General features: G+C 58.1%; 22 protein-coding genes. 11 read left to right on the plus strand and 11 right to left on the minus strand.

Annotated elements, in window-relative coordinates; translation table 11 throughout:
- Positions 1 to 275 precede the first annotated feature (275 nt).
- From ACIPY9_RS14865 to ACIPY9_RS14875, 3 genes are all read left to right on the plus strand, one after another.
- The gene (locus ACIPY9_RS14865) at positions 276 to 1,523 is read left to right on the plus strand and encodes an alpha-xenorhabdolysin family binary toxin subunit A (RefSeq protein WP_400702453.1); all 1,248 of its coding nucleotides are present in this window, start codon (positions 276 to 278) and stop codon (positions 1,521 to 1,523) included.
- Positions 1,524 to 1,527: 4 nt separating this feature from the next.
- Positions 1,528 to 2,532, plus strand: a complete 1,005-nt coding sequence (locus ACIPY9_RS14870) for an alpha-xenorhabdolysin family binary toxin subunit B (RefSeq protein ID WP_400702456.1) — start codon at positions 1,528 to 1,530, stop codon at positions 2,530 to 2,532.
- A gap of 102 nt (positions 2,533 to 2,634) precedes the next feature.
- The gene (locus tag ACIPY9_RS14875) at positions 2,635 to 3,465 is read left to right on the plus strand and encodes a hypothetical protein (protein ID WP_400702459.1); all 831 of its coding nucleotides are present in this window, start codon (positions 2,635 to 2,637) and stop codon (positions 3,463 to 3,465) included.
- A 44-nt stretch (positions 3,466 to 3,509) separates the two neighbouring features.
- Here the strand turns inward: ACIPY9_RS14875 and ACIPY9_RS14880 are convergent, their stop codons facing one another.
- Positions 3,510 to 4,673 (minus strand): type III PLP-dependent enzyme, encoded by a 1,164-nt coding sequence (locus ACIPY9_RS14880; protein ID WP_400702462.1) that lies wholly within the window; start codon positions 4,671 to 4,673, stop codon positions 3,510 to 3,512.
- Positions 4,674 to 5,145: 472 nt separating this feature from the next.
- On the opposite strand from ACIPY9_RS14880, the gene ACIPY9_RS14885 reads away from it, so the two are divergent.
- A complete protein-coding gene (locus ACIPY9_RS14885; protein WP_400702465.1) occupies positions 5,146 to 5,802 on the plus strand; it encodes a hypothetical protein in 657 nt (218 codons plus the stop codon).
- 3 nt (positions 5,803 to 5,805) lie between these two features.
- Here ACIPY9_RS14885 and ACIPY9_RS14890 read toward each other — a convergent pair whose 3' ends face one another.
- Entirely contained in the window at positions 5,806 to 6,810 is a 1,005-nt protein-coding gene (locus tag ACIPY9_RS14890) for an AraC family transcriptional regulator ligand-binding domain-containing protein (RefSeq protein ID WP_400702468.1), read from the minus strand.
- A 268-nt stretch (positions 6,811 to 7,078) separates the two neighbouring features.
- On the opposite strand from ACIPY9_RS14890, the gene ACIPY9_RS14895 reads away from it, so the two are divergent.
- Together ACIPY9_RS14895 and ACIPY9_RS14900 are read left to right on the plus strand one after the other, a co-directional pair.
- Entirely contained in the window at positions 7,079 to 8,638 is a 1,560-nt protein-coding gene (locus tag ACIPY9_RS14895) for a methyl-accepting chemotaxis protein (RefSeq protein ID WP_400702471.1), read from the plus strand.
- 24 nt (positions 8,639 to 8,662) lie between these two features.
- Positions 8,663 to 9,460 carry an EAL domain-containing protein gene (locus tag ACIPY9_RS14900; protein WP_400702474.1) on the plus strand — a complete coding sequence of 266 codons (798 nt, stop codon included), beginning with the start codon at positions 8,663 to 8,665 and terminating at the stop codon, positions 9,458 to 9,460.
- A 30-nt stretch (positions 9,461 to 9,490) separates the two neighbouring features.
- On the opposite strand, the gene ACIPY9_RS14905 is transcribed toward ACIPY9_RS14900, so the two are convergent.
- From ACIPY9_RS14905 to ACIPY9_RS14920, 4 genes are read right to left on the minus strand one after another with little or no spacing between them, the layout of a single operon-like run.
- A complete protein-coding gene (locus tag ACIPY9_RS14905) occupies positions 9,491 to 10,645 on the minus strand; it encodes a betaine/proline/choline family ABC transporter ATP-binding protein (protein WP_400702477.1) in 1,155 nt (384 codons plus the stop codon).
- The gene (locus ACIPY9_RS14910) at positions 10,642 to 11,295 is read right to left on the minus strand and encodes an ABC transporter permease (RefSeq protein ID WP_400702480.1); all 654 of its coding nucleotides are present in this window, start codon (positions 11,293 to 11,295) and stop codon (positions 10,642 to 10,644) included. Before ACIPY9_RS14910 ends, ACIPY9_RS14905 begins: the two co-directional genes overlap by 4 nt.
- 13 nt (positions 11,296 to 11,308) lie before the next feature.
- On the minus strand, positions 11,309 to 12,202 hold the full coding sequence (locus ACIPY9_RS14915) for a glycine betaine ABC transporter substrate-binding protein (protein ID WP_400702483.1): 894 nt from the start codon (positions 12,200 to 12,202) through the stop codon (positions 11,309 to 11,311).
- A gap of 15 nt (positions 12,203 to 12,217) precedes the next feature.
- Complete coding sequence (locus ACIPY9_RS14920) at positions 12,218 to 12,892, minus strand: ABC transporter permease (protein ID WP_400702486.1); 675 nt, start codon at positions 12,890 to 12,892, stop codon at positions 12,218 to 12,220.
- 382 nt (positions 12,893 to 13,274) lie between these two features.
- Between ACIPY9_RS14920 and ACIPY9_RS14925 the strand changes: the two genes are divergently transcribed.
- Entirely contained in the window at positions 13,275 to 14,858 is a 1,584-nt protein-coding gene (locus ACIPY9_RS14925) for a peptide chain release factor 3 (RefSeq protein WP_400702489.1), read from the plus strand.
- A 65-nt stretch (positions 14,859 to 14,923) separates the two neighbouring features.
- Here ACIPY9_RS14925 and ACIPY9_RS14930 read toward each other — a convergent pair whose 3' ends face one another.
- Complete coding sequence (locus ACIPY9_RS14930) at positions 14,924 to 15,823, minus strand: LysR substrate-binding domain-containing protein (protein WP_400702492.1); 900 nt, start codon at positions 15,821 to 15,823, stop codon at positions 14,924 to 14,926.
- Positions 15,824 to 15,941: 118 nt separating this feature from the next.
- Positions 15,942 to 16,526 (minus strand): NAD(P)H-dependent oxidoreductase, encoded by a 585-nt coding sequence (locus ACIPY9_RS14935; RefSeq protein WP_400702495.1) that lies wholly within the window; start codon positions 16,524 to 16,526, stop codon positions 15,942 to 15,944.
- A gap of 196 nt (positions 16,527 to 16,722) precedes the next feature.
- Here ACIPY9_RS14935 and ACIPY9_RS14940 point away from each other — a divergent pair, with 196 nt between their 5' ends.
- Positions 16,723 to 17,058 carry a putative quinol monooxygenase gene (locus tag ACIPY9_RS14940; protein ID WP_400702498.1) on the plus strand — a complete coding sequence of 112 codons (336 nt, stop codon included), beginning with the start codon at positions 16,723 to 16,725 and terminating at the stop codon, positions 17,056 to 17,058.
- Here the strand turns inward: ACIPY9_RS14940 and ACIPY9_RS14945 are convergent.
- Positions 17,012 to 17,776, minus strand: coding sequence for a sulfite exporter TauE/SafE family protein (locus ACIPY9_RS14945; protein WP_400702501.1), 765 nt, complete (start codon positions 17,774 to 17,776; stop codon positions 17,012 to 17,014). The two genes, ACIPY9_RS14940 and ACIPY9_RS14945, sit on opposite strands and share 47 nt — an antisense overlap.
- Positions 17,777 to 17,874: 98 nt before the next feature.
- Between ACIPY9_RS14945 and ACIPY9_RS14950 the strand changes: the two genes are divergently transcribed.
- Positions 17,875 to 18,753 carry a LysR substrate-binding domain-containing protein gene (locus tag ACIPY9_RS14950; protein WP_400702504.1) on the plus strand — a complete coding sequence of 293 codons (879 nt, stop codon included), beginning with the start codon at positions 17,875 to 17,877 and terminating at the stop codon, positions 18,751 to 18,753.
- A gap of 106 nt (positions 18,754 to 18,859) precedes the next feature.
- On the opposite strand, the gene ggt is transcribed toward ACIPY9_RS14950, so the two are convergent.
- Positions 18,860 to 20,587, minus strand: coding sequence for a gamma-glutamyltransferase (gene ggt, locus ACIPY9_RS14955; RefSeq protein WP_400702507.1), 1,728 nt, complete (start codon positions 20,585 to 20,587; stop codon positions 18,860 to 18,862).
- Between the two features lie 239 nt (positions 20,588 to 20,826).
- Between ggt and ACIPY9_RS14960 the strand changes: the two genes are divergently transcribed.
- Positions 20,827 to 21,594 carry a response regulator transcription factor gene (locus tag ACIPY9_RS14960; protein ID WP_400702510.1) on the plus strand — a complete coding sequence of 256 codons (768 nt, stop codon included), beginning with the start codon at positions 20,827 to 20,829 and terminating at the stop codon, positions 21,592 to 21,594.
- Positions 21,595 to 21,623: 29 nt separating this feature from the next.
- Complete coding sequence (locus ACIPY9_RS14965; RefSeq protein WP_400702547.1) at positions 21,624 to 22,958, plus strand: ATP-binding protein; 1,335 nt, start codon at positions 21,624 to 21,626, stop codon at positions 22,956 to 22,958.
- 65 nt (positions 22,959 to 23,023) lie between these two features.
- Here the strand turns inward: ACIPY9_RS14965 and ACIPY9_RS14970 are convergent, their stop codons facing one another.
- Positions 23,024 to 25,000, minus strand: coding sequence for a TonB-dependent receptor domain-containing protein (locus ACIPY9_RS14970; RefSeq protein WP_400702513.1), 1,977 nt, complete (start codon positions 24,998 to 25,000; stop codon positions 23,024 to 23,026).
- Between the last annotated feature and the right edge of the window lie 170 nt (positions 25,001 to 25,170).

Here is a 25,170-nt window from a genome sequence, read left to right on the forward strand (position 1 = left end):
CCCATGATTGACGGCTTCTCAAAATCATTCCGATATTCTTTCAATCATCCGGCTCATACAACGGCTAACAAAAAAACATCATTAAAAAACACTTATATATTCACCTTATATTACTTCGTCGACTGACTAATTGCTCAACACTTCTCCTACAACATCCGACTATCTTTCCACTTTGACACTCCTGTTCATCAAACAATAACCTTCCTATCAAGCAACCGTTGCAACACATGAACAGGGATCCAATAACGACCCCTAGGAAGATAAGGACATATCCAATGAATGCAGTAATGGAACGACTGACCATTAATCAGGGAAGCACTGGCGATAACATTACCGATGAAGCAATAAAAGCACCGGAAGTGTTTTTCAATGTTTCATCCGCCAATGACTCCGGTATCAAACGCACACCGGGCTTGATCCTGACCAAACAACAGATCGTCAACCTCAAGCAATATGAGCTGATCGGGCTTTCGCTGCCCACGGAACTTGAAGAAGTCATTACCTACCTGGGGTATTCAAGTGGCGCCGGGACCGGACTTGAACCTGAGGACTTCCTGAAAAGTTACAAGCTTGTCCATGGTCATGCCCGACGCTGGAATCCGCTGCGCAGCGAACTGCTGGCGGTCGGCAGCAAGCTCAAGGTCTTTGCAGGCCAGATGCAGGTTTACGGTCAGAGCATGGAGGACATCTACAGCGACATAAAGGGAGGGGTCGTCATTGAAAAGTACCGCATCAAGACGCTTGAAGATGTAAAGCGTCTGACCCTTGAACTGGGCGACCGCTTTCCGGGCATCGAGCTGGATGAAAGCGACAGGGAAACAGCCAGGGATGTAGGGTTCTACCTTGACGAGATCCTGCGCAAGGTCAAGGAAAGCCAGAACGATGCGCAAAGCATCAAGAAAGAACTGGACCGCTTCGGCCTTGATCTTTCGCTCTATGTGGCTCCCGAGATTCAGCGCAAGGTCACGGCCATCGATAACAGCTCCCTGCCCAACGACGTGATCAGGCTGAACGGTGCCATCGAGCAACGGGCAAAAGACATTGACGAAAAGAACAAGGAATACAAGGCGGCCGTCGAGCGATCGCTGGGGTCGGTCAGCAAGCTCAATATTGCCGGGCTGGCCCTGGGTATCTATTTCGGCGTGGAAGCCGAAGATGTCCGCAAGACCCGCAACAACCTGATCGCCCAACAGAACAAGGACATTGAAGAACTGCAACTCAAGAACAAGATTCTCGGTTCTTTGAGCCGGGTAAAGTTCGACTTGCAGAACCTTGTAACCGTGGTCATTGACGCAGACGTGGCGACCCAGAATCTGATCACGGTCTGGAACAAACTGTTTCTGTTCATTGATGAATCGGCCAGGGCTTCATCGGAAATAACGGATGCCCTGTCTCTGAGACTGTTCATGAACCGTTTCAGGCAAGTTGTACAACCATGGAAGACCATCGAACAGGACTCTGATGCATTACTGGATGTATTCAAAGAAGCGGACGATGAATTCAAACGGATTTACGGGAAATAAAAACATGAACGGCACTATCACCTCCATTGGCACAGCGTTGAACGTACAGGCACCCGATCTATCGATCATGTCCACCAGCCTGGCGTCCATGAACAACAGCATGATCAGCGCAGATATCCTGTACGCCAAGACCCTCTATCTGCCCAACGTCTACGAGCGCTTCAAACGTATCAACAAGACGGTCGTTATCGAACGACAGCGTCTGGGTGAATACTGCGCGCGACTGGCAATCGATGTCGATTCCAAGATTTCTCTCTTGCGAAAATACGAGCAGGAACTCAGAGAGTCGACCGATCCGGATGAAATCAGTGACATACAGGCCGAGTGTGCTTACACCCTCAAGAGCGCCATGGGTACAGCCGGTAACGAAGCATACAAACTCGCCAACGCGCTGCGTGAAATGAAAGAACCCGTCAACCGCCAGCAGACACAAGGGTTCAAGACGAGCATCGAGCAAGACATCGTCAAGGTGACCACCAACATCGATGACACCCTGGTCCGGTTGACCGGCCTCAAGGAAGAGCGCCGCGTCCTGAGCGCCGCCATTGATGCGATTGAGAGCAAGGGATTTGCCAATATTGCCAGGGACACCCTCCTCACGGCGGAGAAAGTGGTGGCGCTAGGGGTTCAACCCCCTCAGATGGAGGTGATCGCCCTGGCCATCGAACAAATGAAGGCCACCCTGGAATATGGTGCCGAGGGCATCAACTTCATTGGCATGATCAAACGCCGCGACAGCCTGCGTGAACGAGTCGACAAGCTGTCCGAACAACTGGCGCAGAAGGAAAAGGAAAAACTGGGACTGGCTCAGCGTGTCGAATTGATCGGGTATTTCCATACCATGGACGACCAACGCTCCCTGTACCTGGAGCAGTACAAGAAAATCGTTGATACGGTCGACAGCTTCCTCGCCATCAACAAGGCCGGAGCAGCCGACGACGAGGAGCGCAACACGCGTTTCATCAGTTCCGGCCTGCAACTGACAGCCTACTTGCGCCCCATCCGCTGACCGCTCCGCACGCAGAATGCCGGGGAAGTGGCTCTTCCGCTTCCCCGGCCACTCTCACACATCTGCCTCTCCCTCCCTACAGCTGCGTACAGGACCTTCATCATGGCTGGGCAACTTATCGATCAAAGCGACCTGACAGGGCTCGACAACTACCTGCAGGTCCTGCACAACCTCCCGGCGTTCACTCGCGCCTTCAAGGTCAACCTGGATCTGGTTCCGGCACGGGAATACCGCACTTACAAGATCCCCGAACTCGAAAAATGGCTGAGCATGGCCAGCCGCGATCGATCCACATGGTCAGACGTTCTGAAAGCCCTGAAAACCCTGCACGACGAGCTGGTGACCTTCATCCAGGACATCCTGCAAATATCGGCCGGCATCAAGAACAGCCAGGGAGTCACCCGGCCATTCATCACACGCTGTCAGGAACGCTTGAGTGCTTTCGTCGAGGCATTCGACCGGCAAAGGGGAACACTCCAGTCTCTTACCGAGACGATCAGCAAGATCCTGCCCCGTACCCTCGACTTTCTGAACAACAACATTTATCGCCACGCCCATCAATACAATCTGGTGGCAAAAAATCCCGGTCAGAATACGGCGCAACAATACCTCACGGCTTCACTGTCTTTTGCCAGTAACGGGCCAGCACTCTCCCCTCAGGCACGGCTCAACGGCGCACGGTTCTACGTGCAACGCATTCAGAATCAATATGCCGAAGCCTATTGCTCAGCGGCCAACATGAATGCCTACCTGTCGAGAATGAGCCAACTGCTTTGGGAAGCCTTTAACCAGACCCTGCGGATGCACAAGACGCCTTCGTCTTCCCGTCCCTGGCTGGAAACAAGACTGATGCTGGTCAGCCTGCAAGAAGCACTACGGCTGGCAAGCTGGTACAACACGGGCAGGCCCGCCGACATAAACAAACGCCCATAAAAAAGCCCGCAATCGCTGCGGGCTTTTCCGTTCAGGCTGAACGCTTAAACGTAGTACGACTTCAGCGGCGGGAAGCCATTGAACTCGACGGCGCTGTAACTGGTGGTATAGGCACCGGTGGACAGCCAGTACAGGCGATCACCGATGGCCAGGTTCAGTGGCAGGCCGTACTTGTAGTTTTCGTACATGATGTCGGCGCTGTCGCAGGTCGGGCCGGCGATGACCACTTCTTCCATCTCGCCTTTCTTCTCGGTCCAGATCGGGAACTTGATGGCCTCGTCCATGGTTTCGATCAGGCCGGAGAATTTGCCCACATCGGTGTACACCCAACGCTCGACGGCGGTACGCGATTTACGCGCCACCAGCACGACTTCGCTGACCAGGATACCGGCGTTGGCGATCAGCGAACGGCCTGGCTCCAGAATGATTTCCGGCAGGTCATCACCGAAGTCTTCCTTCAGGAAGCGGATGATTTCCTCGGCGTAGGTTTCCAGGCTGTTGGTACGGGTGATGTAGTTGGCCGGGAAGCCGCCACCCATGTTGATCAACTTGAGCTCGATGCCGTCTTCTTCTTTCAGACGCTCGAAGATGACCTTCACCTTGGCGATGGCCGCGTCCCAGACGCTGATGTCGCGCTGCTGGGAGCCGACGTGGAACGAAATGCCGTAAGGCACCAGACCCAGGTCACGCGCCAGGATCAGCAGGTCCATGGCCATGTCGGTCTGGCAGCCGAACTTGCGGGACAGAGGCCAGTCAGCCGTGGTCGAGCCTTCGGTCAGGATACGCACGTAGACTTTCGAGCCCGGAGCGGCCTTGGCGATGTTGCGCAGGTCGGCTTCCGAGTCGGTCGCGTACAGACGCACGCCCTTGTCGTAGAAGTAGCGAATGTCCTTGGACTTCTTGATGGTGTTGCCGTAGCTGATGCGATCTGGACCTACGCCGCGGCTCAGGACCTTGTCCAGCTCATAGATGGAAGCGATGTCGAAGCTCGAACCCTTTTCCTTGAGCAGGTCGATGATCTCGACTGCCGGGTTGGCCTTGACCGCGTAGTAGACCTGGGCGAACTCGAAACCTGCGCGCAGATCATCGTAGGCCTGGCTGATCATCTGGGTATCGATGACCACGAAAGGGGTTTCTTGCTTGTCAGCGAACGATTTGATCTTTTTGAAGGAATCGGCTGAGAAATAGTCTTCGACCTTGATCGGCATGCTCGGGAACTCCACTTGGCAAACAGATGAATAAATGGGTGCAAATGAACGCCCTCCGTATCCCCACTTTGGTTCGCCTACTTCCCAAGGCATGTCGCCGAAAGCAAAAAGGCCACGGAGGATCATGCCCCTTGGCCTTGCTGTCTCGTCGTCAGTACTTGAGCCGGATGGATCGTTTCCAGCATGGACGTTCGGCGCGAACTTTAGGACCTGAGGGGCTTGAGATCAACAAAAAATGTCGCGTTGGCAGACGTTTCTGCCGCAAGCGGCGACCACGTCGCCTTTACACCTCTGTGTAACCGACCTGCATGACAGCCTCATGTTCCTGCAACAACAGATTTATCGACGAGATAAGCAGGCATCGCTGATGAAAAATGGCACTAAGCACTGCTATTTGTATCAGTTCTTTCCGGGCCGAGGGATCGGCACAATCAAGGCTGATGCGGCCTTGAACCTTTCGCAGGAGGCGAACATGGCAACCTATATCAAAGAACGCTCCTTCGTCGCGTCGCTGAAATCCGTACAACCGGGCTACCTCGCAGCCTTTGACTTCTCACGCCTTGTAGAAGAAACCAGTACGGTTCCGGCAGGCACCGGCATTTCGGAAACCTTTACCCATGTCGGCAGCGATGAATACAGCTACCTGACAGCGACCACCAAGCCCCGCGATGAACTGAACTTCTGGTTTTTGTGCCGACGCTGGGACAACGGCTCCGAAAGCTACGAGATCAAGGCGCGCCACGACATGTTCTATGAGAATCCGTCACGCCTGGGAAGCCTGATCATCGAAGACAAAAGAGTGGTGATCGGCAGCTTTGGCGATACCCGCTACGTCAAGCTTCATGTACGCCCCGACAAGTCGCTGGCCAGTACCCCCGGCTGGAAAGTCCAGATAGGCACCCGCCCGCTCGCAGCCAGCGACCTTGAAAAAAAAGAGGCTGGGCCGGTCCAGATCATTGCCCCCAACGGTAATCCGCTCGGGGTCTATGGCAGGCAGAACTTCGGCAATGACTGGTGGGCTTATATTTCGTGCGCCAATCAAAATGAACCCTTGCTCCCGATGACGACCCAGCCGGTCCAGATCCTGATGAAAGTCAGTCAGTTCAATATGAACGATCCCCTGGTGTGAGGCTCAGGAGGGCTCCCGATACTGCCCGGGCGGGACACCAAACCAGCGCAGGCATGCCTTGTTGAAACTGCTCTGATCCCTGAATCCCAATAGCGCGGCAATGTACTTCAGGCTACGCATCGAGTTGCGCAGGAAGTTGTGGGCCATTTTCAGTCGAGCCTCGTCCTGCAGCCCGGAAAAGTGAACCCCTTCACGATCAAGGCCGTGTTGCAGGCTCCGCTTGCTGAGGTGCAAGGCCAGGGCAATATCGTCCAGCCCGCAGGGGATACCCTGCGCCAGATGCTCGGCCAGGGTACGTCGCACCCTGGCCGCCATGGAGCCACGAACCACTTCGTTCAAGCGTGTCTTGACGTGCTCGGCGTGAACGAGGTCGAGCTCCAGGCTGGCGGTAGGCAGCTTCATAGCCATCACATCGGCGTTGAAGGTGATGCTGTTGTATGGCGCATTGAAGGTCAGGTCATGCCCCAGAAATGAGGTCAGCCGAGACGTATCGGCCGGCTCGGGATAGGTGAGGGTCAGGGACAACGGTTGAGGTTTTTGATCGGGCAATAGCCAGTGAATCATCCCTAATATCTGGGCGGTTCCGGCATCGATGAACGACCTGGGCGTCTGGGAGCTGTCACGGGTGAGGTCAAAGCCAATCAACGTGATCTGATCGTTCTTTTGCTCCAGGCAGAAACAAAAGCCGTTGCCGATCAGGAGGTGATAGTCCACCAGTTTCTGCAACGCCACCCCGAGCGTGGCACTGGACATGATCGCGTAGCCCAGTAATTCAAGATTGCCCGGGTGGGCCTTTGAGTAGGCCAACAATCCATAATCGGGGTTCTGACTGCGCTGGGCGACCTCACTCATCAACTGATAGATCAGCTCCAGCCTGACGCCTTTGGGGTCACGGTGAACATCAAGGCTCTTAAAGCCAAGATCGGCAAACAGGGCCTCCATATCGACCCCCGTCTCGGCCATGGTCTGCGCAAGAACCCTGAAGCTTGCACTGGTTATTCTGTACATGGTGATACCGCACCTCAGACCCTCCCCCTTGTTCATTGATCCCGGTGAGCGCCATAAAACAGATTGAATGATATCGAGCGTTATCTGACTACCGAGTCATAGGACAAACGAAAAGAGTGTCAGGACACTCCTCCCGGCCCCCTCAATACGGGATCATGAGCCTTATCTGATAGTTCAGATAAACAGGTCGATGGGGTCCGAGGCTCTGATCCGGGCATCTCGCTATCGACGCTCACTTTCCGTCCTTAGTGATACGTTGATTTCTACCATGAAAAATTTATCTGTAAGGCTCAAGTTGATAGCCGGCTTCTCCACCGTCCTGATTGTCCTGATCATCACAACCCTGATTGGACTCAACAGCATTCAGTCGATGACTGAGCGCGCAACCAAATCCATTGCGATCAACCAACTGATCGATGAAGCCAGCCTCGTGCAAAGCTCCCGCTTACGCTATGAGGCCAGCCACAAACCTGAATACCTGAAACAGATCGACGGTGCCTTGAGTCGCGCCAACACATTGATCACCGAAAACAGAACGCACTTTTCAAGCCCTGAAGACTGGAAACGGCTGGATAACATCGAAAGCGCCCTGGCCCGTTACGCGACCGCGCTGAAGACGCTGGTCGACGTCTCGCGCCAGGGTAACGATCGCCTTGTCGATGAGGCCCGCATCCCTCTCGAAACACATTTCAAGACGGCTTTCAGCACGATTCAGGAGTTGATCAACAGCCAGAATGAGAAAGGCATTCACGAAGCCTCGTTCGCCCGGCAGCAGTTGCTGTGGTTACTGGCCTTCGCCGTCGCCCTCGGGCTGGGCGTGACCTGGCTCATTACCCGACAGATCCAGCAGCCGCTCAATGAAGCCATCGACATGGCCGAACGTATCGGTCAGGGGAATCTGGTCGGTCTGTCAGCCTCGCCACGCAAGGATGAATTTGGAGCCCTGTTGGCCGCACTGGAGCAGACCGGCCTGAACCTGCGCGGCTTGCTCGGGCAGGTCAGCCAGGTGACCGGCGAGTTGCAGAGTGCGGCGGAGGAACTGTCCGCCGTGACAGAACAGAGCAGCAGTGGCGCCCACTCGCAACGCACCGACACCGATCAGGTGGCAGTGGCCATGAACGAAATGGTGTCGACCGTCCAGCACGTGGCCGTCAGCGCCGGAGAGGCCTCGAACGCAGCGCAGTTCGCTGACCAGAAAGCCAGCCAGGGCAACCGGGTCGCCCAACAGGCCTTGACCCAGATCGAGCTGCTGGGCCAGGAGATCAACAGCTCCAGTCAGGCCGTCACGCACTTGTCCAACGAGAGCGAGCGCATCGGTGGCGTGCTGACAGTGATCAACGGGCTGGCCAGTCAGACCAACCTGCTGGCACTCAACGCTGCCATCGAGGCCGCCCGTGCCGGAGAAGCCGGACGCGGTTTTGCCGTGGTGGCCGATGAGGTTCGCGGCCTGGCCTCGCGCACTCAACAGTCCACCGCCGAAATCGAGTCGCTGATCGGCTCGCTGCAAGCCAGTGCGCAACAGGCCACGGAACGAATGAGCGCCAGTTGCCAGATGGTCGAGAACACCGTGGGGCTGACCCGCAATGTGCAGACTGAACTCAACGACATCAGCAAATCCGTCGCGACGATTCAGGTCATGAGCCTGCAAGTCGCCAGCGCCTCGGAACAACAGGACACCGTTGTAGAAGAAATAAACCGCAACATGCATGGCATCAAGGACGTGACCGAGCAAACAGCCACCGCCACTGAACAGATTGCCATCGCCGCCACCAACCTTGCCCGCCAGGGCAGTGAGTTGCAGGGCTTGATCAGGCGCTTTCAGCTATAAACCCGCCGGGATCAGAGAATCTTCATGCACCGAGTGAGACATTTTTACCGGGAGCTTGCCTCAGGCAAGCTCCAGTTGGCCTTTCAACCTGTCATGTCACTTCCTCATCGGGATCACGTGCTCTACCACGAGGCCCTCTTGCGGCACTCCAACCCCCTGAGGCGCCCCTTCACCCCGTTCGCCACACTGGAGAAGCTGGGCATGATGCAGAAGCTGGACCTGAGCGTCATGGCGACGGTGATCGACAGGCTCCGGCAGCAACCGCTCCTCTCTCTGAGCTGCAATATCTCCGCACAGAGCGCCATTCTCGACGAGGCCTGGCAACCGATCCTGCAACAGCTCACGGCAGAACCCTCGGTGGCCGCCAGACTGGTGATCGAGATCACTGAAAGTGCGGCATCACCCAGCATTTCCATGGCTGTCGACTTTGTGAAAACACTGCGTGCAACCGGTTGCCGTATTGCAGTCGACGATTTCGGCTCGGGCTACAGCACCCTGGAATTCATCCTTCAATCCAGCCCGGACATCATCAAGATCGATCAAGGCTATCTGAGACGCGCACAGGTCAATCCGGCAGGCCGCAAGACGCTTTCGCACTTATTGCCCCTCTGCAACAGCCTGGCACCCTGCGTGATTGTCGAAGGGATCGAGACGCTGGACGACAGCGAGATGGTCAATGAGATGGGAGGCAGCTGGGGCCAGGGATATCTGCTGGGAAGGCCGTCGATCGACGCGCTGGGGATGCCCTGCAAAGTGATGCCTCTGATCGGCCAGCCCATGTCGAAACACAGGCTGTCGTACCGGATGGCGAACAACGGTTAGACCGCCCCGATTGCCGGGGCGGCAACATGATCAGGCCAGCGCTTCGGCCGGCGAAACGATGCTGGTCCTGGCACCGCGGGAGCGCCCGGAACTCAGGTAAGCCGCAATCGACTCCTGAGTGACCTCGCCCAGGAACACACGCTCGGCATCCATGACCGGCAACCAGGCACGGTTGAACTCGTACATGCGCGACAGCAGGATGCGCAGGTTCTCGTCATAGGCTGCCGTGGCGTTGAACTCGCGCAGGTACTGGGCGCACGTCCCGGTCTGGCGATGCAGGTCGCGGCGACGTACATAGCCCAACGCCTTGTTATCGCCATCGGTGACCACCACGTAGCGGCGGTCGTTTTCATCCATGGCTTCCAGGGCATCGGCAACAGGCGTCTCCGGGCTGACCGACGGTGCGTTGTCGGCAGCGTCTTCGGCCTTGACCAGCAACAGCCGCTTGAGGGTGCTGTCCTGACCGACGAAGTTGGAAACGAAATCGTCGGCAGGATGTGCCAGCAGCGTGTCCGGATGATCGATCTGGATCAGCTTGCCGGCCCGGAAAATCGCAATCTTGTCGCCCAGTTTGAGCGCTTCGTCGATGTCGTGGCTGACCATGATCACGGTCTTGTTCAGTGCCCGCTGCATCTCGAAGAACTCGTTCTGGATCATCTCGCGGTTGATCGGGTCGACCGCACCGAACGGCTCGTCCATCAGCAACAACGGCGCCTCGGCCGCCAGGGCACGAATCACGCCGATACGCTGTTGCTGGCCACCAGACAACTCGCGCGGGTAGCGATGCAGGTACTGCTTGGGCTCCAGCTTGATCATGCTCATCAGTTCACGGGCACGATCATGGCAACGCTGCTTGTCCCAACCCAGCAGTTTGGGCACGACCACGATGTTTTCCTCGATGGTCATGTTCGGAAACAGGCCGATCTGCTGGATCACGTAACCGATGTTGCGACGCAGGGTCACTTCGTCCAGGCCGGTGGTGTCTTCACCGTTGATCAGCACCTTGCCGGAGGTCGGCACGATCAGGCGGTTGATCATTTTCAGCGTGGTGCTCTTGCCGCACCCCGATGGCCCGAGAAAGACGCAGATCTCACCCTCATTGACAGTCAGGCTTACCGAGTCAACGGCTTTGACGTCCTTGCCGTTGGAGGTGAAGGTTTTGGTCAGATTCTGGAGTTCGATCATTTGAGCAATCCTTTTGGAGTCAGGGTGCGTTGCAGCCATTGCAGAAGCAGGTCGGCGAAGATGGCCAGAATGCTGACCAGCAACGCGCCGACGATCAGCATCGACATATCGCTGCGGCTGATTGACGCGAGAATGAGTACGCCCAGGCCACCGGCACCGATGGTGGCGGCGATGGTCATGACACCGATGTTCATCACCACGGCGGTACGGACACCGGCCAGAATGACGGGCACGGCAATCGGTAACTCGACCATGCGCAGACGCTGGCCGAAGGTCATGCCGATGCCTTTGGCGGCTTCGCGGATACCCGCGTCCACGCCGGTCAGGGCCAGGTAGGTGTTGCGCATGATCGGCAACAGTGAATAAAGAAAGACGGCCGTGATCGCAGGCAGCGGGCCGAGGCCCTGACCGAACTTGGAGTAGAACGGCAGCAATAGCCCGAACAGGGCAATCGACGGCACCGTCAGCAGAACCGTGGCACTGGCCTGCAACGGGCCGGCCAGAACCGGAAAACGGGTCATCAGCACGCCCAGAGGGACACCCACCAGAATGGCCAGGCTCACGGCGATCCCCACGAGTGTGATGTGCTGCCAGGTCAGTTGCATGACCTGGTTCCAGTCCAGATGGGAGAAGGCGCTCAAGAAACTCATATCGTCTCCTTCCTTATTTGAGTGGATGCTGGCGCAGGAAATCTGCGGCGACCCGGGACGGGCTTTCATGATCGACATCGACACGCGCGTTGAGCTCGATCATGGTCTGGTTATCCAGCAGATCGGCCAGAGGCTTGAGCAACGTGGCGATGTCTGGATGGGCATCCAGGTACTCCTGGCGAATGACGGGCGCGGCGGTGTAATCCGGGAAGTAATGCTTGTCGTCTTCCAGCACCTTGAGCTTGAAGGCGTTCAGACGACCGTCGGTGGTGTACACCAGCCCGGCGAACACTTGCCCGTTACGCAAGGCGGTGTAGACCAGCCCGGCGTCCATCTGCCGGGTGTTCTCGCGACCGAGATTCATGTCGTAATGCTTGACCAGGCCGATCAGACCGTCGGAGCGGTTGGCGAACTCGGTGTCCAGCGCTACGACATGACCCTCTCTGGCTTCGTCCTTGAGCACTTTGGTCAAGTCGGTCATGGTGGTGACCTGCGGGTATTGGTCCGCGATTTTCTGCGGCAACGCCAGGGCATAGGTGTTGTTGAAGCGCGACGGAGACAGCCAGACCAGGCCTTTCTTCGCATCCACTTCCTTCACCCTGGCGTAGGTCTGTTCGCTGTCGAGCTTTTCATCGATATGGTTGTAGGCCACCAGCGATACGCCGGTGTATTCCCATAGCATATCGAGCTGACCGCTTTCCTGGGCACTGCGGGCCAGGTTACTGCCCAGGCCACCCGTGATCTGTACGTTATAGTTCTTGCTGCGCAGGTATTGCGCCGTCAGTTCGGCGAGCAGAGTCTGCTCGGTGAAAACCCGTGCGCCGATGCGCAGCAGAGGTTTTTCGGCTGCCTGGACCAGCCCAGAGAACAACAGGCCGAATCCCAGTAACACGCATAATCTTTTCATTGCAGTTCCTTTCTCTCAGCGGCTCAGGCCGCGCTCCAGCCACAGGCGACTCACCAGAGTGACCAGGCCGTCGAGCAACAGGGCGAGCAACGCCGTACAGGCAGCTCCCAGCAACAATTGCGGCTGATTGTTCAGGGCGATTCCGGGGAAGATCAGGCTGCCCAGGCTGTTGGCACCGATCAGAAACGCCAGTGGCGCGGTACCGACATTGATCGCCAGCGCGACCCGCACACCGCCGACGATGATCGGCACGGCATTGGGCAGCTCGACACGCAGCAATACCTGACGCGGAGTCATGCCGATGCCGGTGGCGGCTTCCTTGAGTGAACCCTGAACGTTTTTCAGGCCTTCGTAGGTGTTGCGCACGATGGGCAACAAAGAGGCGAGGAACAAAGCGAAGATGGCCGGACCACTGCCGATCCCGAGAATCCCGAGAGCGATGGCCAGAACCGCGAGAGGTGGAACGGTGTTGCCAATGTTGAAGATCTGCATGAAACGTTCGGCCTGGCCAACCATACTCGGTCGGCTGAGTGCAATGCCGGCAGGAATACCGACCACAACGGCCGCCAACATTGAAACCAGAACCAGAACCAGATGGGCCTGCAGATAGAACAGCAGGTCATCCTTGTACTTCACCAACGTATCGACGCCGATCCAGTGGACCAGCAGGGCCAGGAGTACGATAGTCATCGTACCTCCCAATAGCCCCTTGCCATAGCGATTAGCCACGGGCGGACTCCTTATTTCCGTCGGCGAACGCGTTGCCTGAGCACCCGGTGAAGGGCACCTGCAATCACGTTCGCGAAGAGCAGCGGGTGGATCGCCAGTGAGGAGTTTTCCTCGGCGAATACACAAGCCATGAGCTCAGCTTCGTCAAGCCAATATGCTGATTTATCAGCTCTTGAGGCTGGTCTTGCATGACCGGTTACAAGAGAGTGGACGTCTCCACGATCTGAAAGGTTCCCACGTGAGACACTATTTGGCCACCCCGAATCGACTGAACGGCTCGGTTATTGCCTTGAGTTGAGCTATAATCTGCGCCCTTTTTTGACTCTCTTTCAGGCGATTTCCCATGACCCAACAGGCCGCCGAAGTCGCGAAACGCCGCACTTTCGCCATTATTTCCCACCCGGACGCCGGTAAAACCACCATCACGGAAAAACTGCTCCTGATGGGCAAGGCCATTTCCGTCGCCGGTACGGTCAAATCCCGTAAATCCGACCGTCACGCCACATCCGACTGGATGGAAATGGAGAAACAGCGCGGTATCTCCATCACCACCTCGGTCATGCAGTTCCCGTATCGCGAGCACATGATCAACCTGCTCGACACCCCGGGCCACGAAGACTTCTCCGAAGACACCTACCGCACCCTGACCGCCGTGGACTCGGCCTTGATGGTGCTGGACGGCGGTAAAGGTGTAGAGCCTCGTACCATTGCCCTGATGGATGTCTGCCGTCTGCGCGACACGCCGATCGTCAGCTTCATCAACAAGCTCGACCGCGACATTCGCGACCCGATCGAGCTGCTGGACGAGATCGAGGCGGTCCTGAAGATCAAGGCTGCACCGATCACCTGGCCGATTGGCTGCTACCGCGACTTCAAGGGCGTGTATCACCTGTCCGGTGACTACATCATCGTCTACACCGCCGGTCACGGTCATGAACGCACCGAAACCAGGATCATCCAGAAACTGGACTCGGACGAAGCCCGCGCCCACCTGGGCGACGAGTACGAGCGTTTCGTCGAGCAACTGGAACTGGTTCAGGGGGCCTGCCACGAGTTCAACCAGGAAGAATTCATCAACGGTCAACTGACCCCGGTGTTCTTCGGTACGGCATTGGGCAACTTCGGCGTCGATCACGTGCTCGATGCCGTGGTGGAGTGGGCCCCCAAGCCGCTGGCACGGGTTGCCAACGAGCGCAGCGTGGAGCCGGTGGAAGAGAAGTTCAGCGGTTTCGTGTTCAAGATCCAGGCGAACATGGACCCCAAACACCGCGACCGCATCGCGTTCATGCGCATCTGTTCGGGCCGTTACGACAAGGGCATGAAAATGCGCCATGTACGTCTGGGCAAGGATGTGCGGATCGGTGACGCCCTGACGTTCTTCTCCTCCGAGCGCGAGCAACTGGAAGAAGCCTATGCCGGTGACATCATCGGTCTGCACAACCACGGCACGATCCAGATCGGCGATACCTTCACCGAAGGCGAAAGCCTGGGCTTCACCGGTATCCCGCACTTCGCCCCGGAACTGTTCCGTCGCGTACGCCTGAAAGACCCGCTCAAGTCCAAGCAACTGCGCCAGGGCCTGCAACAGCTGGCCGAAGAAGGTGCCACGCAGGTGTTCTTCCCGCTGCGCAGCAACGACATCATCTTGGGTGCCGTCGGTGTGCTGCAGTTCGATGTGGTCGCCAGCCGCCTGAAGGAAGAGTACAAGGTCGAATGCGCCTACGAGCCGATCACCGTCTGGTCGGCACGCTGGATTGATTGCCCGGACAAGAAGAAGCTCGAAGAGTTTGAAAACAAGGCCGTGGAAAACCTGGCACTGGACGGCGGCGGTCACCTGACCTACCTGGCCCCGACCCGCGTCAACCTGAGCCTGATGGAAGAACGCTGGCCGGACGTGAAATTCCGCGCAACCCGCGAGCATCACTGACCGATGTGGGGGCGAACTCATTCGCGAACTGCTTTTTCGCGAATGAATTCGCTCCTACCGGTTTGTCACTTGCAGGCGTACTGCTCCAGCTTCTCCTGTATGAAATCCAGAAAACACTGAATCCTCAGCGCCAGCTTCGAGTTGCGGTAGTACACCGCATGGATCGGCTGTCGGTATCCGCTGTTGGCGTCCGCCAGAATCACTTTCAACCGTCCTTCGCGAATGTCTTCATGGGTCATGAAGTGCGACAGGCACACGATCCCCTCTCCCGCCAGTGCCAGATGCCGCAAGGTGTCGCCACTGGACGCCGACAATGAAGGCTGAATCAGCCAGCGATCGCCCTCGGCATGGCGCAATGGCCAGCTATTGAGGGTTTCACTGTGGGAAAACCCCAACAACGTATGGCAGGCCAGATCCTCGACCGAGGCAGGCGTGCCATGCCGTTGCAGATAAGCCGGGCTGGCCAGGATATTGAGCGGGGCACATCCCAGGGAGCGGGCATGTAACGTCGAGTCGGCCAGGATGCCGATCCGGATGGCAATGTCGGTATTCTGCTCCAGCAGGTCGATCACCAGGTCGTTACTGTTGAGTTCGAGCTGAATGTCCGGGTAACGCTGGCGAAACTCGGCCACATGAGGCACGACCGAATGCAGCATGAAGGGCGAAGCGGCATTGATGCGCAAACGCCCGGACGGCCTTTGCCGAGACAACGACAGATGCTCTTCCAGATCCTCCATCTGTTCGAGAATCTGCCGGGCGCGCACCAGGAAAAACTTGCCCTCTTCCGTCAGGTCCATGCGCCGCGTGGTGCGGTTGATCAGCGTGGTTTCCAGCTTGGCCTCAAGGCGCGACAAGGTCCGGCTGATTCCCGACGGCGTTTGCCCCATGCTCTCGGCCGCCGCGGAAATCGACCCGCTTTCGATCACCGAAACAAAGACCTGCAACTCATCGGATCTGGCTTTCATGCTTGTCCCCAGCCTAAAACAGGCTGGATATTAGCTCTGTTTCCGGCATACGGCTGCATGGACAAACCCTGTGGGAGCGGATTTATCCGCGAAAATCTGTTCGCGAATGAATTCGCTCCTACACGTTGAATACGTTGGCCAGGTGCGCCTCGTAGCGTTGCACGTCACTCTCGATATCCGGACGCTTCATCACATCCACCGCCAGGAAGGTCGGCAGACCGGTCATGCCCAGGAACTGGTTGGCCTTGTGGAACGGGAAATACACGGCATCGACACCCTTGGCCTCAAAGAAATCGGTGGGGTCGTCGAACGCTTGCTGCGGGGCATTCCAGGTGGCGGAAATCATGTACTGCTTGCCGTGCAGCAGACCACCGCTGCCGTACTTCTGCGACGCATCGGAACGGGTGCGGCCATCGTTGGCGTACAGGCTGCCATGGCCTTCAGTGAAGACTTCATCGATGTACTTTTTCACGGTCCAGGGCGCGCCCATCCACCAACCGGGCATTTGCCAGACGATGACATCGGCCCAGAGGAATTTCTGCACTTCTTCGGTCAGGTCGTAGCCGCCGTCGATGAAGGTTTCCTTCACGTCGAACCCGGCGCGGTCCATGAAAGCCACACCGGCTTCATGCAGGGTCGCGTTGTAACGACCATCGGAGTGAGCGAATTGTTTACCGCCGTTCAGGAACAATATGTTCTTCATGCCAAGCCTCATGGGGACTCGACCCGGCAGTGATTGAAAGCCGGATCGGAGATCAGTAATGGATGGGGCGCAGGATAAAGAAGCGTGACGTATTGAATAAGAAGGCGGCCAGCAAAATACCTTTGACTGAAAGGCACGAATGAACCATGGATTATTGATTTAAGATGCTCAGCCCGTCACTCAAGGAGTCCGCCCAATGAGCGAGCTTTACGGCTTCATTCTTCATGCCTATACCCGCCCGGAGAAGTCCGACGAGTTCCAGGCGCTGTTCAGTTCCCATGTCGCGGCCAGCCGTCGTGAACCGGGTTGCATCGAATACCACATGCTGCGCGACCAGCAGGACCCGACACTCTTCATTTTCTATGAAGTCTGGGCCACCAAAGCGGATCTGGACGTTCACTCGGCCCTGCCGCATATGGTGCAGTTCCATGAAAAGCGCATGGAGTATCTGGTGCGCGACTTCGAGATCCGCCCTATCGGGATGATCAGCCCGCCATCAGCAAATGCAGCCCCAACGCCCCCATCCCGATAAAGAACACCCGCTTGAACATCAGGGCGCTGATTCGTTGCCGCAGCCACTGCCCCAGCAGCATGCCCAACAGGGCCGGGATCAGTGCCAGCAGCGAAGCGCCCAGTTCACCGCCACCCAGTGCGCCGTTCCACAACAGGCCAGCCGCCAATGCCAGGGTCGAAACGGTGAAGGACAACCCCAGCGCCTGCACCAGTTGATTGCGCTCCAGCCCCAGCGCTTGCAGGTAAGGCACGGCCGGAATCACGAATACGCCGGTGGCCGACGTGATGAGCCCGGTGATGAACCCGCATAACGGTCCCAGCCAGCGTTCGGTTCTGGCCGACACCTTGAACGTGGGCAAAAACAGCCCGCTCAGCGCATAGAGCAGCAACGCCCCGCCCAAGGCCCGCGTCATCGAGTGCCCGCCGCTGATACCCAGCCAGAACGAACCCAGCCCGGTACCGATGACAATCAGCGCCAACATCGGCCACAGACGCTTGAGCAGCGGTCGCAAGTGCCCGCCCGTCGCCAGTTGCCAGATGTTGGTGAAGGTCGAGGGAATGATCAGCAAGGCCGCAGCCTGTGCCGGCAACATAGCCAGACCCAGCAACCCCATTGCCACCGTCGGCAGGCCGAGCCCGATGACCCCCTTGACCGTTCCGGCCAGCAGGAAAGTGCCGATCACCAGTGCAGTGAGGCCCCAGCCGATGCTTTGATAAAAATCCAGGAATGTATTCATGGGGCTATCCTGCGCCCGCCGGATCGTTTTGAATATCGGTCATCGACTAAGCCAGCCTCAATCAAAAACTGAGGCTGGCACTTACAGCGAGCACCGCCATGCACTTCGACTTCATTGATTTGCGGCTTTTCCTGAACGTGCTGGAAGCTGGCAACATCACCGCAGGTGCCACGCACAGCCATTTATCTCTGGCCTCGGCCAGCGCACGTATCCGGGCGCTGGAAGCATCGCTCGATACGCCGCTGCTTGAACGCGGACGACGTGGCGTCACCCCGACCCCGGCCGGCAAGGCGCTCGGGCAACATGCTCGCTTGATCCTGCAGCAGGTCGAGCGCATGCAGTTCGATCTGGCCGATTACGCCAAGGGCTTCAAGGGCCGGGTCCGGCTACTGTGCAACACCTCGACCCTCAGCGAGCATCTGCCGGAGCTGCTGGCAGACTTTCTGGTCACTCATCCCAATATCGATATCGACCTGGAAGAACAACCCAGCCTGCGGATCCTGCATGCCATGCGCCACGGGACGGCAGACATCGGGATCATTTCCGATGCCATGGACGCCAGCGACCTGCAAACCCGCCCCTTCCGCGATGACCCGCTGACACTCATCCTGCCTGTGGATCATCCGCTTTGTTCGTTCACGTCCATACGTTTCACACAGACCCTGGACCACGAGTTCGTCGGCATGTCGGCCAGCAGTGCATTGGGGATCTATCTGGAGGAACAGGCCCTGCATGCCGGCAAACGCTTGCGTATCCGGGTACGTGCCGAAGGCTTCGACGGGGTGATCCGCATGGTCGCTCATGGCGCAGGATTGGGGATTGTGCCGCAAGCGGCCGTGAACCGCTGGCAAGGCTCAGGAACCTTCAAGGCATTGCGCCTGGACGATTCCTGGGCCGACCGCAGATTGCTGCTGTGCGCAGCAGATTTCGATACCTTGCCTGGCTACGCCAAGGCCTTGTTGAAACATCTGGAGTGAAGCGCTCATCAAACAAAACGCAACATCATGATTTACACATCCGTCTGCAGGAGCGGATTTATCCGCGAAAATCTGTTCGCGAATGAATTCGCTCCTACAGAGAGACTCAGTAGCCCAGCGACAACCCGGTATTGCGGCGAGGGTCGTTGGCACCGTAGAAACGGTTATTGCCCACAGGTTTGCCGTTCAGTGAAGGCGCACCCACCAGAATCGCCGCCACGTGGTTGAGCGGTTGTGGTCCGGTGAATTTATGCCCCCAGCTTTCCAGGATCTTCTGTGTATCGGGGCTGACCGCGAACGCTTCCAGGTTGGTCGTTTCCGGCTGCCATTGCTGGTGGAAGCGCGGTGCATCGACGGCTTCCTGAATGTTCATGCCGTAGTCGATCACGTTGAGCATGGTCAGCCAGGTGGCCGTGATGATCCGGCTGCCGCCCGGAGTCCCCACCACCATCACGACCTTGCCATCCTTGGTGACGATGGTCGGGCTCATGGAGGACAGCGGCGTCTTGCCCGGAGCGATGGCATTGGCTTCGCCCTGCACCAGCCCGTACATGTTGGGTACGCCGACCTTGGTGGTGAAATCGTCCATCTCGTCATTGAGGATGACACCGGTCTTGCTGGCCATGACCCCGGCACCGAACCAGTTGTTGAGGGTGTAGGTCACCGACACCGCATTGCCCCATTTATCGACGATGGAGTAGTGGGTGGTGTTGTTGCCTTCGTGGGGCGCTACACCCGGTTTGATCTTGTTGGAGTCACCAGCCTTTTGCGGCTCGATGGCGTTGCGCAGCTTGGTCGCATAGTTCTTGTCCAACAGGTGCTCGATGGGGTTCTTGACGAAGTCCGGGTCCCCTAGATAGCTGTTGCGATCGACATACGCGTGACGCATCGCTTCGATCTGATAGTGCATCCCTTGAGCTGAGCGATAGCCCAGATCTTTCATCGGGTAGCCTTCGAGGATGTTCAGCATCTGACAGATGACCACGCCACCGGAGCTGGGTGGTGGTGCCGAGACCACGTGGTAGCCGCGGTAGTCGCACTCGATGGGTGCCAGCTCGCGGGGCTTGTAGTGATCGAGGTCGGCCTGGGTGATGATCCCCTTGCCAGCCTGACTGGAATCCACCAACGCCTTGGCCACCCAGCCTTTGTAGAAGCCATCGTTACCCTTATCGGAAATCTCCTTCAGGGTTTTGGCAAGATCCTTCTGCACCAGCTTCTGGCCAACCTTCATCGGTTCGCCCTTGTCGAGAAAGATCGACCCCGAATCGGCCATGTCCGCCCGGAACACCTCCGTGGCCGTCGACAGCAGATCCACGTCACCCTGTTGCAGGGCGAAGCCGTCTTCAGCCAGTTTGATGGCCGGCGCAATGACGTCCTCGCGCTTGCGAGTACCGTACTTGCTCAGCGCCATCTCCATACCCGCCACCGTTCCCGGCACCGCCACGGACAGATGGCCCTTGGCGCTGAGATCGGGGATCACATTGCCCTGCTTGTCCAGGTACATATCAGCCGTGGCTGCCAGCGGTGCCTTCTCGCGGAAATCCAGGAATGTCTTGCGGCCGTCGGCCAGCTGAATGGTCATGAAACCACCACCACCGAGGTTGCCTGCAGCGGGGTAGACCACCGCCAGCGCATAGCCGACCGCCACGGCAGCATCGACCGCATTGCCTCCGTCCTTGAGTACATCGACGCCTACGTGAGTGGCCAGATGCTGGGCCGTAACCACCATGCCGTTTTCGGCGGCGACAGGTGCCTGAGAGGCTGCGTAGGTAGGGGAATAAGCCAGAATCAGTGCGGTCGCGATCAGCGACCTGGCGAGGGGTTCAAACTTCATGTCGTTCCTTCTTTTTCTGAGTCAGGGGACGTTCGGGGGAGCATTGCGCACAGCGCCTCAAGGCCGTTACCCGGCATCCTTGCGCTGGTCAAACGCTCCCAAAGTAGCGGTTCCTGTCGCCGCTGCCAACCGCCCGGTTTCCGGGAGCATGCAACGGATGAGGTGTTTTTGGGATAAGATCTCATTCCCGAATGAGAATCATCCATATCACTCTCTCCGCCAGCCCCGCAGGAAACACGATGACACCCGCTGCTGCCTCTCAAGCCGCACCCCGCATTCTGGTGGTGGACGATCACCGCAAGATCCGTGACCCGCTCGCGGTCTATCTGCGGCGTCATCAGTTCGAGGTGCGCACGGCGGAAGATGCGGCGGGCATGTGGCAACTGCTCAAGCAGCAGGACTTCGATGTCATCGTGCTGGATGTGATGCTGCCCGACGGCGATGGGTTCGAGCTGTGCAACCGGTTGCATCGACGCGAAAACATTCCGGTGATTCTGCTGACGGCTCGCGACACCTCTTCCGACCGGGTTCGCGGCCTGGATATCGGGGCTGACGATTACGTGACCAAACCGTTCGAGCCTCGCGAACTGGTCGCACGGATCAACAGCCTGCTGCGTCGGCGCGGGACGGGACGCCCCAGACAAAGCGAGGCATTGCCCCCTGCCGAAGCACTGGAGCTGACACAGCGCTATGAATTCGCGGGCCTGACGTTCACCGCCAGCAACAGCACACTGATGCGCACCGACGGTTCGGCTGTCCGCCTCAGTACGGTGGAAAGCCGACTGCTGCAAGTCTTGCTCGCCAACCCTAATGTCATTCTGAGCCGCCAGCGTCTGATCGATCTGACAGCCCGCCCCGGCACCGAAGTGTTCGACCGCGCCATCGACCGGCAAATCAGCCGTCTGCGCCGTAAACTCGACGACAACCCTCTCGAACCAGACTTGCTGCGCACCATCTGGGGCGACGGCTACATACTGGTCGCCACCGTCACCCTGCTTCAGGCATGAAGTTTCTGCACCGGCTGTGGCCCAGACGCATGGCCCATCAACTGGGCCTGTTGCTGCTGCTCGCGCTGCTGGCGTCCAATGCGATTGCCATGCTTTACCTGCAACGTACCGGCGCGCTGATTCACCCGTTGTCGCGAACCCTGGCCATTGAACGTCTGATCACAGCCTTTCATGCCGCCCAGGGGTTGTCCGCCGATGATGCGTCACGTCTGCTGGCGTCCATGCAGACACCCGATTCGCACTTCTGGGTCGCCAGCAACCCGGTTGCCGAAACCACCGATATGCGCCCGGAGGAGCATCGTCTGGTGAGCGACCTCAGAAAGCGCCTCACACTGCCTGCCGATACCCGCATCGGCATGCAACTGGAGCGCATCAGCGGTGGCCCGGCACGTGAGCATGTTTTCGTGGCCGCCGGTTGGGCGCCGTTGCGATTACGCACCAGCATCGACCTGCATAACGGCAAGCAACTGAACGCCATCCAGCACCCGGCGGGCGGTTATGAATGGGGCCGCATGCTGGCCTATACCTTGCCGGTCACGACCATCCCAGTGCTGCTGATCGTGATCTTTTTCATTCGCCGGGTGGTGCAGCCGGTCAAGACGCTCGCTCAGGCCACCGAGCGGGTCAGCCGGGGCGAATGGATTTCACCGCTGCCGTTGTCCGGTCCTCAGGAAGCCCGTGAGCTGACGACAGCCTTCAATGTCATGCAGGAACGTATCGCCCGGCATGTCGAAGGACGGACACGCATGCTGGCTGCGATCAGCCATGACCTGAACACGCCGATCACTGAGTTGCGCCTGCAAATGGAATTGCTCGAGGACGGGCCGGAACGCGACGACATGCTCGACAGCCTCGATGAGCTGCGCGCCATGGTGCGTGAAACCTTGAACTTCATACGGGGCGACGCGGTTCAGGAAACAACGGTCAGGATCTCACTGACGGCGCTACTCGACGATCTCGCCCGCCGTTATCAGAGCATGGGGCAACCCATAGGCTGGGAGCGCGGGTCAGAGGTCTATTGCCACTGCCGCCCATTGGCCCTCAAGCGAGCCCTGACCAACCTGATCGACAATGCCTTGCGCCATGCAGGTGATGCCACGGTAAGCCTGCTGGTGGATGAGGCCGAGATCCGCCTGGAAATCCTCGACCATGGGCCAGGTATCGAACAGGACTGGCTGACACAAGTGTTCGAGCCCTTTGTACAGTTGAGCCACAGTGGCGCGGATAACGCCCAGGGCGGGCTGGGCCTCGGACTGGCCATCGCTCGCTCCTGCATCCAGGCCCACGGCGGCGAACTCATCCTTGAGAACCGCCCGCCGGCAGGGTTATGTGCAGTGGTGAAGCTGCCCCTGATTCGCGAATGAATTCGCTCCTACCGGGGGCGTGGATTGTGCCGGTCCGTGTGGGAGCGAATTCATTCGCGAAAGGCTCAGAACCGAACGGTCGTACTCGCCCAGAACGTGCGGCCATAATTGACCGTGCCGTAGGTTTCGTCATCCAGACGGCGGTCGGTCACGTTGTACAGCGCCCCATTGAGCGACACGTTTTTGGTCAGTTCATAAGAGCCGCCAAAATCGCTCGTCGTGTAGGCCGGTGAAGCTTCGTCGGTGAGGGTATTGCCGTATTCCTTGCCGTAGTAATTGGTCGCAGCCCACAGTTGGGTACGGTCGTTCAATTGCCATTCGGCGCGCAGGTTGGCTTTACGCTCCGGGGTCAGGGCCAGTGGCGCACCGGCGTTGGCACCGCTCTTCTGCTCGGAATCGGTGTAGGTGAAGTTACCCTTGATCGCGACAGCCGAGGTCACGTCCCAACGACCATTGAGCTCGACGCCCTGAATCACCGCCTTATCGACGTTGACCCGGTCCATGATGATGTAGCCATTCCAGGTGTCGGTCGTGGTGACGGTGGACAGTTTGTCCTGGAAGTCGTTGTAGAACACGGTCGCGCCAGCCGACAGGTTGTTGCGGTTTGACCACAGCGCCGACAGTTCATAGTTGGTGCTGGTTTCCGGCTTGAGGTCCGGATTGCCGAACATCACGAAACGATTGCGACGCAAGTAGGAATAACCCGGCACCACGGCTCGCACTTCGGGCGCCTTGAAGCCACGGGCGACACCGCCCTTGAAAGTCCAGTCATCGGTCGCACGCCATACGCCGTAAACACGCGGGCTGAAATGCACACCGTATTCTTCGTGCTCGTCCATGCGCAGGCCGGTGGTCAGAGAGAAGGTGTCGGTCATGGACCATTCGTTCTCGGCGAACAGTGCTTTCTGCACCACGGAGAACTCGTAGTTTTTCCGGTCGCCCAATCCCTGGTTCCAGTCGGTGACGGTGGTGTCGTTCCACTGCAGGCCGACCGTGGTGATGTTGTGCTCGGTAGGCATCACCAGCTTGGCGTCGAAAACAGTGTTCTCGACTTCGGGTTTACGACCCAGCACATCGGTCTGGGTCGAACTGGCCAGGCCTTCACGGCTCGACTTTTCATAAGCCAGCGACACATCCGAAGTCGCCCAGCCCCAGCGGCCCTGATGGGAAATCGACCAGTGATCGCGATTGTTTTCCTGCTCGCGGGTCGCCCAGTTGGCGCTCACGCCATCGCCGTTCTTCAGGCGTGTCGCCCCGGCTTCCAACAGTATTTCGTGATCGGTATTGGGCGTAATGGCCAGGCGTGCCGTGAGGTCCCGGTGATCCGCCTTGCTGAAACCGTTGGTCTGCTCGATATCGTCATCGGCCTGACGGTCCAGATAACGTCCCCAGACCTGCAAGCCCAGCAGGTCTTCCTTGATCGGGCCGCTGAGGTAGAACTGGGTCTGGCGGGCATTGCCCTGATCGCTGTGCTGGCGTGCCGAATAATCGTAGGTGACCGAACCGCCCCACTCCGGCGTGACCTTGCGGGTGATGATGTTGATCACCCCGCCGATGGCATCGGAGCCATAGAGCGAGGACATCGGGCCACGCACCACTTCGATTCGTTCGATGGCTTCGGCCGGTGGAATGAAGCTCTGTTCGTAACCGCTGTTGCCGTTGACCCGCGACTCGCGAGCGCTCTGACGCTTGCCGTCCACCAGAATCAAGGTGTAATCGGCAGGCATGCCACGGATGGAAATATCGGTTTCGTTGGCACCGCCGTTGACCGTGACCCCTTCGACATCCCGGACTGCATCCGTCAGGTCACGGAAGGATTTCTTGCGCAGGTCATCGCCGGAAATCACCGTCATCGAGGCCGGTGCATCCTCCAGATTCTGCTCATAGCCTGCGGCAGTAACCACCACCTCTTCGATTGACAGCACATTGGCCGACTCTTCCGTTTCAGCCTGCTCTTGTGCATACACCTGACCGGAGACCAGGCACGCCAGCGCGAGTTTGACCATGACAGCCGAAGGCCGCAGACGAAGGGGAGAATGCATGGAACGTCCTTACGATTCTAAGAAGTAAAAGAGAATCGTATGCATCTACACCCACGAAGGTTGGACAAGATGTGACAAAGGTGCCGAACCGCAACGGCTTGCCAGAGACACCCCGCTCTTCCAGCAGGATGAATCTTGCTCTTCTGAGTGAATGTTCCGAGAAAACCACA

This window comes from Pseudomonas sp. NPDC089734 (assembly GCF_044748865.1).
GTDB lineage: Bacteria > Pseudomonadota > Gammaproteobacteria > Pseudomonadales > Pseudomonadaceae > Aquipseudomonas.

Bases quoted from the DNA above. Each gene is read 5' to 3' on its own strand.
- ACIPY9_RS14865 (WP_400702453.1), top strand. From the start codon at position 276: ATGAATGCAGTAATGGAACGACTGACCATTAATCAGGGAAGCACTGGC.
- ACIPY9_RS14870 (WP_400702456.1), top strand. From the start codon at position 1,528: ATGAACGGCACTATCACCTCCATTGGCACAGCGTTGAACGTACAGGCA.
- ACIPY9_RS14875 (WP_400702459.1), top strand. From the start codon at position 2,635: ATGGCTGGGCAACTTATCGATCAAAGCGACCTGACAGGGCTCGACAAC.
- ACIPY9_RS14880 (WP_400702462.1), bottom strand. From the start codon at position 4,673: ATGCCGATCAAGGTCGAAGACTATTTCTCAGCCGATTCCTTCAAAAAG.
- ACIPY9_RS14885 (WP_400702465.1), top strand. From the start codon at position 5,146: ATGGCAACCTATATCAAAGAACGCTCCTTCGTCGCGTCGCTGAAATCC.
- ACIPY9_RS14890 (WP_400702468.1), bottom strand. From the start codon at position 6,810: ATGTACAGAATAACCAGTGCAAGCTTCAGGGTTCTTGCGCAGACCATG.
- ACIPY9_RS14895 (WP_400702471.1), top strand. From the start codon at position 7,079: ATGAAAAATTTATCTGTAAGGCTCAAGTTGATAGCCGGCTTCTCCACC.
- ACIPY9_RS14900 (WP_400702474.1), top strand. From the start codon at position 8,663: ATGCACCGAGTGAGACATTTTTACCGGGAGCTTGCCTCAGGCAAGCTC.
- ACIPY9_RS14905 (WP_400702477.1), bottom strand. From the start codon at position 10,645: ATGATCGAACTCCAGAATCTGACCAAAACCTTCACCTCCAACGGCAAG.
- ACIPY9_RS14910 (WP_400702480.1), bottom strand. From the start codon at position 11,295: ATGAGTTTCTTGAGCGCCTTCTCCCATCTGGACTGGAACCAGGTCATG.
- ACIPY9_RS14915 (WP_400702483.1), bottom strand. From the start codon at position 12,202: ATGAAAAGATTATGCGTGTTACTGGGATTCGGCCTGTTGTTCTCTGGG.
- ACIPY9_RS14920 (WP_400702486.1), bottom strand. From the start codon at position 12,892: ATGACTATCGTACTCCTGGCCCTGCTGGTCCACTGGATCGGCGTCGAT.
- ACIPY9_RS14925 (WP_400702489.1), top strand. From the start codon at position 13,275: ATGACCCAACAGGCCGCCGAAGTCGCGAAACGCCGCACTTTCGCCATT.
- ACIPY9_RS14930 (WP_400702492.1), bottom strand. From the start codon at position 15,823: ATGAAAGCCAGATCCGATGAGTTGCAGGTCTTTGTTTCGGTGATCGAA.
- ACIPY9_RS14935 (WP_400702495.1), bottom strand. From the start codon at position 16,526: ATGAAGAACATATTGTTCCTGAACGGCGGTAAACAATTCGCTCACTCC.
- ACIPY9_RS14940 (WP_400702498.1), top strand. From the start codon at position 16,723: ATGAGCGAGCTTTACGGCTTCATTCTTCATGCCTATACCCGCCCGGAG.
- ACIPY9_RS14945 (WP_400702501.1), bottom strand. From the start codon at position 17,776: ATGAATACATTCCTGGATTTTTATCAAAGCATCGGCTGGGGCCTCACT.
- ACIPY9_RS14950 (WP_400702504.1), top strand. From the start codon at position 17,875: ATGCACTTCGACTTCATTGATTTGCGGCTTTTCCTGAACGTGCTGGAA.
- ggt (WP_400702507.1), bottom strand. From the start codon at position 20,587: ATGAAGTTTGAACCCCTCGCCAGGTCGCTGATCGCGACCGCACTGATT.
- ACIPY9_RS14960 (WP_400702510.1), top strand. From the start codon at position 20,827: ATGACACCCGCTGCTGCCTCTCAAGCCGCACCCCGCATTCTGGTGGTG.
- ACIPY9_RS14965 (WP_400702547.1), top strand. From the start codon at position 21,624: ATGGCCCATCAACTGGGCCTGTTGCTGCTGCTCGCGCTGCTGGCGTCC.
- ACIPY9_RS14970 (WP_400702513.1), bottom strand. From the start codon at position 25,000: ATGCATTCTCCCCTTCGTCTGCGGCCTTCGGCTGTCATGGTCAAACTC.